Consider the following 13,806-nt stretch of genomic DNA (forward strand, 5'->3'; position numbering starts at 1 on the left):
GAGGGTGACGACGATCTCCCCCGCCATCGCTTCCCTAAATCAGCTTCTCCAGCGTGATCGGCAAATCCCTGATGCGCTTGCCCGTTGCATGGAAAACCGCGTTGGCGATCGCCGGCGCCACGCCGACGATGGCGAGTTCACCCACGCCCTTGCCGCCGAGCACCGAGGAATGCAGGTCGGGAATGCCGACCGAGATCACCTCGATGTCGGGGATGTCGGCATTGGTCGGCACCAGATAATCGGCGAGGTTGTTGTTGACGATGCGGCCATGGCGGCGATCGACGATGCCTTCTTCGAGCAGCGCCTGGCCGATGCCCATGATGATGCCGCCCTTCCACTGGCTTTCGGCGAGTTTCGGGTTGTAGAGCCGGCCGGAATCCAGCGCCGACACCACGCGCGACACGCGCACCGTGCCGAAATCCTCGTCGACCCGCACCTCGATGAAATGCGCGCACCAGGAGTGACGCGAATAGTCGCCTTCGGTGTGCGGGATCGACGTGGCGATGGTGGTGTAGTTCTTGTAGCGATCCTCGGCGCTCGAATTGGCCGGCATGGTGTCGCCGGTGGCTTCGATGCGGTCACGGCCGACACTTGCCAGCAGTTCCGCAATCGAGACATCGGGACCGTCGCCGCGGGGTGCGGTGATGCGGCCATTGGCGACGACCAGCGTGTTGGCCTGCAGCGCATGGAAGGGCGAACGCGGATCGCTGATCGCAAGGCCGACCAACTGGTCGAGCGCAGATGTCGCTGCCTTGTAGACCGCGCCCGTCATCACGCCGGCCAGCCGCGACCCGCCGGCGACCCCGGCGCGGGCATATCGGGAATCGCCGAGCTTCACCACGACATCGTCGGCCGCCACGCCGACCGTTTCGGCCGCCGTCTGCGCCAGGATTGTGTAGGTGCCCTGGCCCATATCGATCGAGGAGCTTTCGACCTCGACGGAGCCGTTTGCGAGGATGCGCACAACAGCCTCGCCATAGGCCCGCCGCACCGGATAGGTGCCGGCGGCGACGCCCCAGCCGATCAGCTGGTTGCCGTCACGCATCGAGCGCGGCTTTGGTGAGCGCTTCGACCAGTCGAAACGTTCCGCACCCGCGGCAAAAGCCTCGCGCAACTGCCGGGTCGACCAGGCTTTTTTCGCTTCAGGATCTTGTTCTGCATAGTTGATCAGCCGCATCTCCAGCGGATCGATGCCGAGCTCATGGGCGAGCTCGTCGATGGCGCTTTCGATGCCGAAGGCGCTGGGGTTTTCGCCGGGCGCCCGCTTGGCGCCGGGCACGACCGTGTTCACTCGCACAACATTCTGCTTCGAGGAGAAGTTGGGCGTGGCGTACATGATCGAGGTGACCGAAGCCAGCGGCTCGACCCACATGCCGTCGACCGCGGTCTCGTTGACGCCGCGATGCACGATCGACTGGATCTTGCCGTCACGGCCGGCGCCGATCGTCACCGTCTGGCGGGTCGCGGCGCGGCCGCCATAGGAGGTGAAGTTCTGCGGCCTTGTCAGCACCAGCTTCACCGGCCGTCCAAGCATTTTCGCCGAAGCCGCCGCCACCGCGCTGTGGGCGAGCGCCAGTGCCTTCGAGCCGAAGCCGCCGCCAATATAGGGCGAGACCAGCCGCACATTCTCGAACGGCACCCCGAACCATTCGGCATAGGTGCGCGCCATGCCGTCCAGCCACTGGCTGGGCTCCCAGATGGTGAGCTCGTCGCCCTGCCAGCGCGCGATCAGCCCATGCGGCTCCATCGCCGCCTGGTATTCGCGCTGCGTGTTGTAGGCCGCGCAGATGCGCACCGGTGCGGCGGCGAACGCTGCTTCGGCGTCGCCCCACTCCTTGGTCATGGCATCGATCGGGATGCCGTCGCCGGCCTTGGGATCGCTGAGGTCGACGATGGCCGGCGTCTCGTCATAGCTGACCTCGACCAGGGCCGCAGCGGCGACCGCCTGCTCGAAGGTCTCGGCCACGACGGCAGCTATATGCTGGCCGGAATAGGTGACCGTGCGGGCGAGCGGTGCGTATGTCTTCTGCGTTGGCGGATTGCCCAGCCAGTCCGACGCGCCCGTGATCTCCATGATGGTGTCGGGCGTCAGCACCAGAAGCACGCCCGGCGCGGTCTCCGCGGCCCGTGTGTCGATCGCGCGCACTGTGCCGGCGGCGATGGTGGCCTCGACCATCACTGCATGCGCCAGCCCGTCGAGCTGCTGCTCGAATGCGTATTTGGCAGCACCGGTGATCTTGGCCGGGCCATCGACGCGCGACAGCCGTCCGCCGACCGCGCCGTCGGAGGCGTCCGCGTGTTTCATGTTGTGAACGGTCATGCCGTCTCTCCCAGTTTGAGGATGGCGCGCGCGACCACGCGCGGCGCGAGCTCGATCTTGTAGTGGTTGGCGCCATGGTCGACGGCGCCTTCCATGGCGAGCCCGCTCGCCTTGCGCACGGTGTCTTCATCCAGCACCTTGCCCTTCAGCGCCGCTTCCACGGCGTGCGCCCGCCACGGTTTTGTGGCGACGCCGCCGAGCGCGACGCGAAGGTCGCGGATGGTGCGGCCATCGGCTTCCAGCTCCAGCCCGACCGCGGCGCTTGCCGCGGCGAACTCGTAGGACTGGCGGTCACGCACCTTGAGGTAGGTCGAGCGCCGCGCAACGGCCGAGCCGGGGATCTCGATCGCGGTGATCATCTCGCCGGGGCGGATGTCATGCTCGCGCTCGGGCGTGTCGCCCGGCAGCAGGAAGAAATCGTCGACCTTGAGCACGCGTTGGCCGAGATGGACCGTCGCATCGAAGGCGACGAGCGCGGTGGCCAGGTCACCGGGATACATGGCGATGCAGGTCTCGCTGGTGCCGAGCACGGCGTGGCCCCGCGTCACGCCGCCGATCGCCGAGCAGCCGCTGCCGGGCTCACGCTTGTTGCAGGCGGAAAAGTTCGAGGGGTCGCGGAAATAAGGACAGCGCGTGCGTTGCATGAGATTGCCGCCGACGGTCGCCATGTTGCGCAGCTGCGCCGAGGCGGCCTGCCACAGCGCTTCCGAGACGGCGGGAAAATGGCTCTTGATCCCGGCATGGTCGGCGACGTGGCTCATTTTCGCCAGCGCGCCGAGCGTGGCGTGAGTTGCATCGACGCTGATCGTGTCCAGCCCCTTGAGATGGGTGATGTCGACCACGGTCTCAGGCTGGGCGACGCCACATTTGGCGAGGTCGACCAGCGTCGTGCCGCCGGCAAGCAGCATGGCGCCGGGAAGCGCCGCCGCCTTGCGCGCGGCCTCGATGCTGTCGGCGCGAATGTAGGAAAAATCCCTCATGATGCTACCTCCAGGGCCGCCTGGCGCACGGCGGCGACGATGTTCGGATAGGCGCCGCAGCGGCAGAGATTGCCGGCCATGTATTCGCGGATCTCCTCGTCTGAACCGGCATGGCCCTCGCGGATGCAGGCCACCGCCGACATGATCTGTCCCGGCGTGCAATAGCCGCACTGGAAGGCGTCCTGATCGAGGAAGGCGGCCTGCACGGCACTGAGCGTGCCGTCGACGCCGGCCAGCCCTTCGATGGTGGTGATCGAGCGGCCTTCGACTTGTGCGGCAAGTGTCAGGCAGGCAAGCACGCGCTCGCCGTCGACATGCACAGTGCAGGCACCGCACTGGCCGTGGTCGCAGCCCTTCTTGGTGCCGGTCAACGCCAGCCGCTCACGCAAGGCGTCGAGCAGCGTGACGCGCGGCTCCACGTTGAGCTCGTGACGGTGTCCGTTGATGGTGAGGTGGAGGGGAATGGTGGTGGATTTGGTTTGGTCGGTCATGAGGCGTCTGGCTCCAGCTGCTTGACGCTAGGGGATTGAAATGGCGTCCGGACGGGGCAGGGCAAGGGTAATCTCCCCCTTGAGGGCAGGGGAATCGCATATGCGGAACAAAGATGGAATCTCGCGACGTTTGTTCTCGACGCGATTCCGATTTGTTCGCCGTTCGATTCCTCGAAAGAGTCCATATGCGATTGCCCTGCCCTTGAGGGGGAGATGGCCGGCAGGCCAGAGGGGGTCGCCTCGCATAGAGCGCTAACCCCCATCTGCCGCAGGAGGTCGCGCCCGGTCGAGCCGACCCCCTCTGTCGCCTTCGGCGACATCTCCCCCTCAAGGGGGGAGATTACGCTCGCCTCCGCCTTCACCATTCTCCAGCGGGCAGGGGACGCTTTCAGTCCTTCAGCACGTGACATACCGCATCCCCTGGTTATATGATAAAGGCACTCCACTAAAGCGGAGGCGCCTCCGTTTATTTAACGTGGGGGCTGAACTGTCCCGGTTCAAGCCCCATATGTGCGTTGAGTGGAGAAAAAATTGGACGACCAGCACAAACCCGCCGACGTGAAGCGCGAAGCCGCGGCGCCGAAGCCGCTGCGCGCCGACGCGCAGCGCAACCGCGACCGGCTGGTCGAGGTGGCGGCGACGGCTTTTGCCGAGCAGGGCGTCGATGCCTCGCTGGAGGAGATCGCGCGCCAGGCCGGTGTCGGCATCGGCACGCTCTACCGGCACTTTCCGACCCGCGAGCATCTGGTCGAGGTGGTCTACCGGCGCGAAGTCGAAGCCCTCTGCGCGGCCGCCGACGACCTCGCCAGCCACCACCCGGCCGACATGGCACTGGAACAATGGATGCAGCGCTTCGTCGACTACATAGCCACCAAGCGCGGCCTGGCGGCCAGCCTGCGCATCCTGTTCAACACCAATTCCGCCGTGTTTTCCGACCTGTCGGGCCGGGTGTCGCTGGCCTTGCGGCAGCTGGTCGAGGCAGCGATGGCCGAAGGCTCGATCCGCGGCGACGTCGACGCTTCCGATGTGCTGCATGCGCTCGGCGGCATCTATTCAGCCCCCGACACCAAGGACTGGCGCGACCGATCGCGCCGGCTGGTCAAGCTGCTGATGGACGGCTTGCGCTTTGGGGCTGCCAAGGCGCGGTGAGGTAGATTTCATATCGGCAGGGCAACAACCAAACCCAACCACATTTTGAGGGATATAGGATGTATGTAGGCCGCTCCTACAAGGTGATCGATTTTGCGCTGTGGTCGCGGCGCAGTGTCATCTACATGGTGGTGGTGAGCGCACTTGCCGTGGTCGCTTACCGTCTGCCGGCCATTGCCGGGCTCTCGGTGCCGTGGTCGGTGGTGCTCGTGCTTGGAACCACCGTCTCGCTGGTCGCCGGGTTCAAGAATTCGCAGGTTTTCACTCGCAGCGGCGAAGCGCTGCAGGCCTTTGCGCAAATCACGGCGAGCAGCCGGATGTGGTCCAATTTCTGCAGGGACTTCACCGATGCGCCGGCGGCAAATGAGCTCATCTATCGCCATATCGCCTGGATGACAGCGCTGCGCTTTTCCCTGCGGCGACCGATGCCGTGGGAATCCATGGCGCGGGCCGCCAATATCGAGTACCGGCGGCGTTACCGCATCCAGGAGGACACCGGCTCGGTCGCCGACGAATTGCGCCCGCTGCTAGGCGAACGGGCCGAGAGCGTGTTGAAGTCGCCGCGGCCGGCGATAGCCCTGCTCGAAATGCAATCGGTCCAGGTCAACGGCTTGTTCAAGGACGCAAAGATCCCTGCGCAGATCTATGCCGAGATGACGAAACTGATCCGCGACTTCCATGACCAGCAAGCGCGCTGCGACCGCATCAAGAACAATCCGTATCCCCGTCAGTATGCCATCGTCAGCTCCATGTTCGTCATGATCTTCTGCACGCTGTTGCCGTTCGGCGTGGTTCCGGTGTTTGCGGATATGGGCAAACTGGGCGGCGCGCTCAGCCCGATCGCGATCTGGCTGACGATCCCGTTCAGCACGCTGTTGGGCTGGGCTTACATGTCTCTCGATCAGGTTGGCGAGAGCAGCGCCAACCCTTTCGAGGGCAACGCCAACGACGTTCCGATCTCGCAGATCTGCCGCGACATCGAGATCGAACTGCGCGCCGGGCTTGGCGAAGCCAATCTTCCCAAGCCATTGTTGCCGGTCAACGATATCGCGACCTGACTTGGCGAGCATCCGTCCCTGCAAAGCACTTTCGGGAACCCAGCTTCAGCCCGATCACGCCGGCCACAATGAGAACGCTCCAGAAAATTTCTCGTCGCCGCCTCTGGCGCTTGAAGCCAAAATCCGGTCTCGCCGGTTTCCGCAGGTCAGTGGTTATCCCTTCGTCTCGACCAGGATCACCAGCGACTCCGGCACCACGCCATCGTGAGCCATCGCATCCGCGGCCGCCTTGCTTTGCATCATGGCCGCGAGCTTATCCATGTCCGGAACGTCCATCATGATCGCGACCCGTTTCGGGTTCTGCGGATCGACGAAGGTGCGGACGTTGGTGATCCCGAGCGAACCGAAAAGCTCCTTGCGCTTCGGTGACGAGAGCCAGTGCTTGGTGTCTTTCGAGATGTTGTGATGGCCAATAACGGTCGGCATGGCATCCTCCCAAGGTGCCGCCGCGGGTCGCAATCGCCCGCTTGCTGCGGTCTACCTGCGCGAGCCAGTGAGCGCTGTTTCTCCTGGGCTGTCAATTAGCCGCTTCTAATGTGCAGTCTCCGGTCGATGGCGGTTGGCGAGGACAGAAGCGCCCCCTCGTAGCTCACGATTTTCGGCTGCTGTGATTGGTGGACCCTCGAGCACCGGCGAGCGTCGCTGTTCCCACACTTCAGCGCTCAAGCCGTACCATCGACCGAATAGAACGGAAACGCGCCGGGCAGGCCGCTTGCTGCCATTTCGCCACGCTCCTCGAACCGAAGGCCGGAGCCGACCACGAGATCGCGCACCGTGCGTGACGCGATGATTTCGCCCGGCTGCGCATGACCCAGCAGCCGCAATGACAGCTCGATCGCCGCGCCGGAAAATTGATGGCCGCGCTGCTCGCACTCGCCGATATGCACCGCCGAGCGGACCTCGACACCGGATCGCCGCAAGCGATTGCGAATGGCGATCGCGCACTGGATCGACCGCGTTGGCCGCTGGAACACCGCGAGCACCTTGCCGCCCGCTCGGCTGATCTCTCTGCCTTCGGCCGCGAGGAGTTCACCATGGAGTGCCTCGGCGTGCCGCTGGGTCGGCTCGATACCGAAAAGCGAGCCCGTCATATCGAGGGACAGCACCGACACCAGCAGCCGTTCGCCTGGAGCCGCCGGCAAGGCGCCGGTGACGAACGCCTGGACTTCGTCGACGAGGCGATCGGAATTCTCGCCCCAGATCACGTGGTCGCGGCCGGCGAACTCGACGTATCTGGCGCCTTCGATATGCGTCGCCAGGTAGCGTCCTTCTTCCCGCTTTACCCAGCGGTCACCGCTCGCCTGCACGATCAACGTCGGAACATGGATGGCAGGCAGAATGTCGCGAACGTCGATTTCGGTTCCCCAGCGCCACAGCGCGATCGCGTCGGCGGGCGAGGCGGAATTCCTGAGATAGGCGGCGAACCATTCTGTCTCGAACGTGTCGCTCATCAGACTGGGCGCCGCGTTGCTCATATCCGCCGCCGCTCCCCATTCTCTCTCGACGATCGCCAGATCTTCTTCCACCTGCTCGCTTGTCTTCGCCCAGGGATAGTCTTTCGACCATCTGCCGCTGGCATAGGCCCCATTGAGCACGAGTGCCGCGGTGCGCTCGGGATAGGTCGCCGCGAACAGCATGCACATCGAGCCGCCCTCGGAAGTGCCCAACAGCACCGTACGCTTCGAGCCGACCGCATCCAGCACTGCCCGCACATCTTCCATCCGCTCTTCCAGCGTCGGCAGACCGACATTGCGGTCCGAGAGCCCGGTGCCGCGCTTGTCCATGCGGATCAGGCGCGAGAAAGTGCCGAGCCGCCGGTGGACGTGCGAAAGCCGCGGCGAGGCCCAGGCATGGTCGAGGTTGGAGACCCATCCCGGCACATGGATCAGGTCGACCGGCCCGTCGCCGGTCACCTGATAAGCGATGTTGATCCCGGCCGATTTGACATAGTGGGTCGGGGGGCGCGCGGGTTGGTGACTGAAGCCGGTGGCGTCATCCGCATCGGTCGTGGGTGGCCGTGCCGGCGCTATCGTGCGGCGTGTCCGCAGCGTCTCGAACAATTGCCGCGTCTCCGGCTCCGGCTGCAGCTTGAGATCGCGTTGAAGCGCAGTGCGGCAGTGCTCATATTGCTTCAGCGCGAGATTGATCCTGCCTTGCGCCGCATAGGCGCGCATCAGGGCACGGTGGACGTCCTCCCTCAGCGGCTCCATGGCCAGCAGGCGCGTCGCCACGCGCACGCATGCGGCGGGATCATTCGTCGCGGAGTAATGCGCCACCAGCCTGTCGAGTGCCGCGATGACCAAAGCCCGCAGCCGCTCACGTTCAACCCTCAGCCAGTCCTCGAATGGCTCCTCCTTCAGGCCGAAGCCGTCGAGCAGGTCGCCGCGATAGACGTTGAGCGCCATTTCGAGGTCTTCGGGCGCCAGGCTGGCGACCAGCGCCTCGAACCGCGCGACATCGAAATCAAGGCCATCGAGATGCAGTGCGACGCTGTCGCCGTCGGTGAGGAAGCGGCCGCCGCCGCACGCCTGCATGGCTTTCCTGACGGACGACACCGCTTGCCGCAGGCTCATTCGCGCCTGTGCCTCGCTGTTGATGCTCCAAAGCAGGCTCGCCAGCTTCTCGCGCGACTGCGAATGCCCCGACTGGAGTGCGAGATAGGCGACCATCGCACGCGCCTTGCGGCTGATGGCCGGAACCGCGGCCCCGGCAAAGTCGAAACCACCCAACAGGTGAAGATAAGGCCCGGTCATCGGATCCGCCACGGTCATAGCGTGATGACGATCCGCTCAAGCTCACCCCATTTCAACAATTATTCCGCTGCCGAGGCGCTTTTCACGATTCCATCACGCCGGTTCCCACGCGTTTTTCACGACGCTTGAGGAGATTGTTCGCCCTGGCTCTCTTTTCGCAGGAGGACACCGTGCAACACCCAGGCTCGACCGAATGGCCCATCTGGCATGACGACCCCGGGCGCGACCGGCAGGAGCTTGGCGCGCCATCGCGGCACGACATTGCGCTGGCTCGGTATCTCGAAACGCAACGGGCCCATCGGGCATCGACGGCTCGCAGGTTCAATCCGGTGGCGGTCGTAGCCTCGGCACTGGCAGCGTTCGTCGGCCGCGCTTTTCGTGCAGCGCTGCGCCCAAATGTCCGCGGCCCGGCCAATGCCGTGGCGTGGATGGACGACGTCGGCTTGACGTTGTCCAAGGCCCATGCGGTCTTCAGCAAGGCCCTTTGGGGCCGCTGAGCGCAGCGCCGCCCTTTGGTTGACGATCTCATCCGCTCCAACCGCCGCCGCCTCCGCCTCCGCTGCCGCCGAGAGTGGGAATCACAGGCGGCTTTTGTGGTGTCTCCTCGGCCGGCTTCACCACTTTGCTGGTGGTCGCCTTCTTGTATCGGACCACCTTCGGCTGGGGCGCTACGCGAACCACCTTGCGATGTTCCACCGGCGGCGCCGGCTCAAACATCGGCGCCACCGAGGTGCAGCCCATGAGCCCGGCCAGAACGCCGGAGAAAATTGTCCCGATGAATGCCTGCTTCAATGCCTTGCCCACCATGGCCTCCATTGTTCAAAACAAGTCCCGACGCGGATTGGCTTCTTCCCAGACCCCCCGGGCCGCTTTGACCAGTTGCGTGTCCAGCGAACCGGACGGCAGGGTCTTCGATTTCAGCTCTTGACGCAGCGCATCCAGGGCTGCCGTTTTCGGCTTCGTCCCGAACTGCGCCAGGCCTTTTTTGGCGTCTGGAAGCTCCTTGCGCAGATCGAGTGCAACGGCGAATGCCAGGAAACGCACAGCAACGGCCTGATCGGCCTTGTCGCCTCTCGCCATCTCCAGGGCCGCGCGATCATAGGCGCCCGAGTAATCACCGCGCGCGGTCGCCAGTTCAAACAGTCTTTGTGCTTCCTCGAGATTTCGCTCCACCCCTACGCCGTCGCGATACATGCGCCCAAGGCTTGCCGGAGCGTAGGGCTGGCCAAGATCGGTGGCCTGCTGGAACAGCGCCTGCGCTGTCTTCGGATCCTTGTCGATGCCCTGGCCGGCGAGGTAATTGCGGCCGAGCAGGTTCATCGAATACATGTCCTGGCGCTGCACGCCCGCCTGCAGGAAGGCGACGGCCCGAGCCGGGTCGGCAGGCACGCCGTTGCGGCCCTCGGTGAAGATCGCGGCCAGATCGTTCATGGCATAGGTGTGCCCCATGGCCGCCGCCTTGAGCAGCAGGTCCAGGCCCTTGGCCGTATCGCGGTTGACGCCGTAGCCGTTGAACAAAGCGCGGCCCCACGAGGTCATTCCGTAGGGATCGCCCTTGTCGGCGGCAGCCTTGTAGAGAGCGTTGGCCTGGGTGCGGTCGATGGGCGTTCCGGTACCTGTTGCGTTGAGATAGCCGAGTTCGAAGACAGCGCGCACATGCCCCTTCTTGGCGGCGTCCTCGATCGCTGTCTTGGCCTCGGCGACCTTGCCGGCCGCAAGCAGCGCGCGGCCGAGTTCGTAGCGGAAGCGGGCGACATCGGGATAGGTTTTCACCGCGGCCTCGCAGGCCGCCACGGCACCGGCGCCGATCTCGTTCGGCAGCAGGCCGGGCACCACCCCTTGCAGGTCGAGAGGCTCGCCGGCAGCGGTATCGCAGGCATCGACCGTCGGCGACAGCTTCATCGTCGCGGGTTTCGACGAACTGCTGTCGGCCCGGATTTCGAAGCCGACCTCGACCGGCGCGCCGGCGCCGATCTGCGGCTCATAGCGAAGATGGTCGACTTCGCCGGCCAGAAGGCTGGATTGCGGCGACAGCGTCCGATCGGGCAGCGACAACGTTCCTGTTGCCGGATAGCCCGAAACCTTCAGGCTCACCGCCGGGTCGTCGGTCGGAAAATCCAGATTGAGCGCGACCGGTCCGACACCGACGGGAACATCAAGCTTGCGGTTCTCGATCGCTTCGGCGGCACCGGTGATGTGGATGCCGCGCTCCAGCACCTGCTGTTTCTGCTCGGCCTCGAGCGAAGCCATGATCTGCTGGCCGGCCGCACCTTCGCCGCTCTTGACGCGGAACACCAATATGCCCTGGCTTCCGCCGCCCCAACTGTCGTGCGTGGCATAGGCGAGCATATCCACCTCGTCTTGCGTGGCGGCCCCTTTTGGGACATCCATCTGCAGGCGCGGCAGATCCTTGCCCGCGATCGGTTCGCCCACCGTTACGTCCTTGCCGTCCAGCATCAGACGGCCCATTGCGGGGGGCCTTTCGATGCTGACGCTGATAGCGCCGCCATCGACATCGACCGGCTCCGGCAGGCCAAGCGCGACAGGGCCGACCCCCGACAGCACCACCTTCTCCAGCACGGGCGGCAGCGAAGGCCGGTTGCTGCGGCGCACTAGCACCACGTCATCGATCAGCGAGGAATTTTCCCAAGGCACCTGCATGCCGTTGGTGGCCTGCACGACATCGCGGCGCACCGCCGACATGACCGTGCGGATTTCCTGGTTGGGCGCCAGCGCGCGGCGCGAAAATGCCGATGAAAACGGGCTGAGGTCGCCGCTGCCGTCATAGGCCACGGCGCCCGGTTCGGTGGCGAAGGCAATCAGCGTGTTGAGCGAGCTGCGCACCTGCGCCAGCCCGGTATTGCCGGCGGTGACGAGTTGGTCGCGCAGCCAGTAATTGTTGCGCGGGAAGGGATTGTTGCGGCAGGCGTCTAGGATGATCACCTGGATCTTCGACTTCGAGCGCAGCTGCTCCAGCACATCGTTGAGCTTGATGGCCTGGACCTCGATATCGGCCGCTTTCTTCAACGAGGCGTCGACGGGTATCAGGAAATTCTCGCCGCCGATCTGAAAGCCGTGCCCGGAATAGTAGACGACGGCGAGATCAGCGCCGTCGACGGCGGCCAGATAGTCTTTGAACTGGCCTTCGAATTGTTGCTTGGTGAGGTTCTCGGCGACGAAAACCTCGAAGCCCGCCAGCCGGAACGTGGCCGAGACATCTTCGGCATCCTTGGCCGGGTTCTTGAGTGCCGGGATGTCTCGGTATTCGGAGTTGCCGATGACGAGGGCGACCCTTCGATCGGCGCTGGCCTCAAAGGTCGTGAGGCTAACGAGGATGAAGGCCGCGATGAATCCGCAAAGTCGGAGCATGGCAAAACCTCTGGCCGCTGCCTGACGCCGACGAGAACACCGCTTGCGGCATCAAGGTCTGTTGACAGTATGCAACCTGCCACAGGATAAAGTGAAAGGCCCGTCACCGCCAGCCCATGGCAGGCGATTTCTTTCAACGCCGACGGACCATGGTGGCAGTAGCACGCTCTTCAAGAGCGGGTATGTGACAAGTCTCACAGATCGCATCGACCTGCTGGATGGCCGTCCGGCACCAGGGACTGGCAGCTGCGGCCAGGATGCGTTCAAACTTCGAGGCAAACCTTGCCGAAATGCTTTTGTGCCTCGTAGTGCCTGAAGGCGGCGGCGATGTCCTGCAGTGGAAAGCTGCTGTCTATGACGGGCTTCAGGCGGTTGACCTCTATCGCCCGGATCATGTCTTCCTGGTCGGCCCTGCTGCCGATCGAAATCCCGCTGATGCGGATCTGGTTCGAAAACAGCGCCGGGATCGAAACCTCGGCCGCAAAGCCGGTCAGCACGCCGACGAGCGCTATGTGCCCGCCTGTCCGGCAGGCTGCTATGGACTGCGCCAGCGTCGCGGGTCCGCCGACCTCGATCACGTGGTCGACGCCGCGTCCCTTCGTCAGCTCCCTGGCCTTGCCGCCCCAGTCCGGCACGGCCTTGTAGTTGATGACGCTGTCGGCGCCGAGGCGTCTCAGCTTCTCCAGCTTTTCTTCGCTGGACGAGGTGGCGATGACCCGGGCGCCGGCGGCCTTGGCAAATTGCAGCGCAAACAGCGACACGCTGCCGGTGCCGAGGACCAGCACCGTGTCGCCGGGCTTCACCTTGCCGCACGTTACCAGGCCTCGCCAGGCGGTGACGCCCGTGCAGGTAAGCGTTGCCGCCTCGAGATGCGTATAGCCCGCCGGCGCCTTGGTGAAAGCCTGCGCCGGCATGCACACATATTCGCTGGCAAAACCGTCAAAACTGTCTCCGGGAATGTCGCGCCTCGTATCGGGCGTCATGTCGCCGCCCAGCCAGCCGGGGTAGAAGCTGCTGACGACGCTGTCTCCGGGCTTGAACGCTTCGACATCGTCGCCGACGGCAATCACTTCGCCGGCGCCGTCCGACAGCGGCACGCGGCCGTCGGCGAGCGGCACCTTGCCTTGCACCGCGAAATCGTCGCGCATGTTGAGTGAGCAGGCGCGGATCCTGACCAGCACCTCACCGGGTCGAGGCCGGGGATGATCCTCCTCGACCAGGTCGAGCTTGTCCAACCCGCCCGGCGCTCCCAGCCTGATCAGCTTCATTGTCTTTCTCCGACGTGCGGGGTGTTGGAATGCGGTGCTATTGCCGGACCGGCCGGCCGGAAATCACGCGCAGCCACGGCGCCAGATGGAAGGCGCTCATCAGCAGATACATCACCGGCATGCCGGTGAGCAGGGAGGCATCGGCGCCCAGGCACGACATCACGCCGTCGCCAGTGTGAATGCAGGTGAGCAACGCCATCGCAGCGAAAGTCGGCGCAGCGGCGAGGCACAGCCAGTCGGCGATGCCGAGCGGCGCCGCGCCGGTGGATTGAGGGATCTCGCCGCCGATGCCTGTGCCGATATCGCTCATGGTTCTCATCCTTCGAAAGGTTGGGTTCCTCGCCCCCACAAAGTGGGGGAGAGGTGGCTCGGCGAAGCCGAGACGGAGAGGGGGGCTGCGCCTTACAAAAGCCGCTCC

At 64.8% G+C, this 13,806-nt stretch carries 12 protein-coding genes; 3 read left to right on the forward strand and 9 right to left on the reverse strand.

Annotation, left to right across the window (positions count from 1 at the left end; translation table 11 throughout):
- Window positions 1-34: 34 nt before the first annotated feature.
- From AC1DYC_RS01450 to AC1DYC_RS01460, 3 genes are read right to left on the reverse strand one after another with little or no spacing between them, the layout of a single operon-like run.
- The gene (locus AC1DYC_RS01450) at window positions 35-2,320 is read right to left on the reverse strand and encodes a xanthine dehydrogenase family protein molybdopterin-binding subunit (protein WP_477403350.1); all 2,286 of its coding nucleotides are present in this window, start codon (window positions 2,318-2,320) and stop codon (window positions 35-37) included.
- Window positions 2,317-3,300, reverse strand: a complete 984-nt coding sequence (locus tag AC1DYC_RS01455) for an FAD binding domain-containing protein (RefSeq protein ID WP_477403352.1) — start codon at window positions 3,298-3,300, stop codon at window positions 2,317-2,319. The genes AC1DYC_RS01450 and AC1DYC_RS01455 overlap by 4 nt, the downstream gene beginning before the upstream one ends.
- A complete protein-coding gene (locus tag AC1DYC_RS01460; RefSeq protein WP_477403354.1) occupies window positions 3,297-3,791 on the reverse strand; it encodes a (2Fe-2S)-binding protein in 495 nt (164 codons plus the stop codon). The genes AC1DYC_RS01455 and AC1DYC_RS01460 overlap by 4 nt, the downstream gene beginning before the upstream one ends.
- 519 nt (window positions 3,792-4,310) lie before the next feature.
- Here AC1DYC_RS01460 and AC1DYC_RS01465 point away from each other — a divergent pair.
- Both AC1DYC_RS01465 and AC1DYC_RS01470 read left to right on the forward strand, forming a co-directional pair.
- Window positions 4,311-4,940 carry a TetR/AcrR family transcriptional regulator gene (locus tag AC1DYC_RS01465; protein WP_477403356.1) on the forward strand — a complete coding sequence of 210 codons (630 nt, stop codon included), beginning with the start codon at window positions 4,311-4,313 and terminating at the stop codon, window positions 4,938-4,940.
- A gap of 59 nt (window positions 4,941-4,999) precedes the next feature.
- Window positions 5,000-5,998: a bestrophin family protein gene (locus AC1DYC_RS01470; protein WP_477352263.1), complete on the forward strand. Its 999-nt coding sequence runs from the start codon at window positions 5,000-5,002 to the stop codon at window positions 5,996-5,998.
- A 153-nt stretch (window positions 5,999-6,151) separates the two neighbouring features.
- On the opposite strand, the gene AC1DYC_RS01475 is transcribed toward AC1DYC_RS01470, so the two are convergent.
- Both AC1DYC_RS01475 and AC1DYC_RS01480 read right to left on the reverse strand, forming a co-directional pair.
- Complete coding sequence (locus tag AC1DYC_RS01475) at window positions 6,152-6,424, reverse strand: hypothetical protein (protein WP_112566658.1); 273 nt, start codon at window positions 6,422-6,424, stop codon at window positions 6,152-6,154.
- A 236-nt stretch (window positions 6,425-6,660) separates the two neighbouring features.
- Window positions 6,661-8,751, reverse strand: a complete 2,091-nt coding sequence (locus tag AC1DYC_RS01480) for a bifunctional AfsR/SARP family transcriptional regulator/alpha/beta hydrolase (protein WP_477403358.1) — start codon at window positions 8,749-8,751, stop codon at window positions 6,661-6,663.
- Window positions 8,752-8,921: 170 nt separating this feature from the next.
- On the opposite strand from AC1DYC_RS01480, the gene AC1DYC_RS01485 reads away from it, so the two are divergent.
- Entirely contained in the window at window positions 8,922-9,248 is a 327-nt protein-coding gene (locus AC1DYC_RS01485; protein ID WP_477403360.1) for a hypothetical protein, read from the forward strand.
- A 28-nt stretch (window positions 9,249-9,276) separates the two neighbouring features.
- Here AC1DYC_RS01485 and AC1DYC_RS01490 read toward each other — a convergent pair whose 3' ends face one another.
- The 4 genes from AC1DYC_RS01490 to AC1DYC_RS01505 all read right to left on the reverse strand — a co-directional run bounded on the left by AC1DYC_RS01490 (window position 9,277) and on the right by AC1DYC_RS01505 (window position 13,698).
- The gene (locus AC1DYC_RS01490; RefSeq protein WP_477403362.1) at window positions 9,277-9,558 is read right to left on the reverse strand and encodes a hypothetical protein; all 282 of its coding nucleotides are present in this window, start codon (window positions 9,556-9,558) and stop codon (window positions 9,277-9,279) included.
- Between the two features lie 12 nt (window positions 9,559-9,570).
- Window positions 9,571-12,120: a caspase family protein gene (locus tag AC1DYC_RS01495; protein ID WP_477403364.1), complete on the reverse strand. Its 2,550-nt coding sequence runs from the start codon at window positions 12,118-12,120 to the stop codon at window positions 9,571-9,573.
- A gap of 263 nt (window positions 12,121-12,383) precedes the next feature.
- On the reverse strand, window positions 12,384-13,388 hold the full coding sequence (locus AC1DYC_RS01500; protein ID WP_477403366.1) for a zinc-dependent alcohol dehydrogenase family protein: 1,005 nt from the start codon (window positions 13,386-13,388) through the stop codon (window positions 12,384-12,386).
- A gap of 37 nt (window positions 13,389-13,425) precedes the next feature.
- On the reverse strand, window positions 13,426-13,698 hold the full coding sequence (locus AC1DYC_RS01505) for a hypothetical protein (protein ID WP_477403368.1): 273 nt from the start codon (window positions 13,696-13,698) through the stop codon (window positions 13,426-13,428).
- Window positions 13,699-13,806: the final 108 nt, after the last annotated feature.

The sequence above is a fragment of the Mesorhizobium sp. P2_E7 genome (assembly GCF_056403855.1).

What these genes read in the sequence shown, in the direction of transcription:
- AC1DYC_RS01450 (WP_477403350.1), bottom strand. Translation starts at nt 2,320, where the DNA reads ATGACCGTTCACAACATGAAACACGCGGACGCCTCCGACGGCGCGGTC.
- AC1DYC_RS01455 (WP_477403352.1), bottom strand. Translation starts at nt 3,300, where the DNA reads ATGAGGGATTTTTCCTACATTCGCGCCGACAGCATCGAGGCCGCGCGC.
- AC1DYC_RS01460 (WP_477403354.1), bottom strand. Translation starts at nt 3,791, where the DNA reads ATGACCGACCAAACCAAATCCACCACCATTCCCCTCCACCTCACCATC.
- AC1DYC_RS01470 (WP_477352263.1), top strand. Translation starts at nt 5,000, where the DNA reads ATGTATGTAGGCCGCTCCTACAAGGTGATCGATTTTGCGCTGTGGTCG.
- AC1DYC_RS01475 (WP_112566658.1), bottom strand. Translation starts at nt 6,424, where the DNA reads ATGCCGACCGTTATTGGCCATCACAACATCTCGAAAGACACCAAGCAC.
- AC1DYC_RS01480 (WP_477403358.1), bottom strand. Translation starts at nt 8,751, where the DNA reads ATGACCGGGCCTTATCTTCACCTGTTGGGTGGTTTCGACTTTGCCGGG.
- AC1DYC_RS01490 (WP_477403362.1), bottom strand. Translation starts at nt 9,558, where the DNA reads ATGGTGGGCAAGGCATTGAAGCAGGCATTCATCGGGACAATTTTCTCC.
- AC1DYC_RS01495 (WP_477403364.1), bottom strand. Translation starts at nt 12,120, where the DNA reads ATGCTCCGACTTTGCGGATTCATCGCGGCCTTCATCCTCGTTAGCCTC.
- AC1DYC_RS01500 (WP_477403366.1), bottom strand. Translation starts at nt 13,388, where the DNA reads ATGAAGCTGATCAGGCTGGGAGCGCCGGGCGGGTTGGACAAGCTCGAC.
- AC1DYC_RS01505 (WP_477403368.1), bottom strand. Translation starts at nt 13,698, where the DNA reads ATGAGCGATATCGGCACAGGCATCGGCGGCGAGATCCCTCAATCCACC.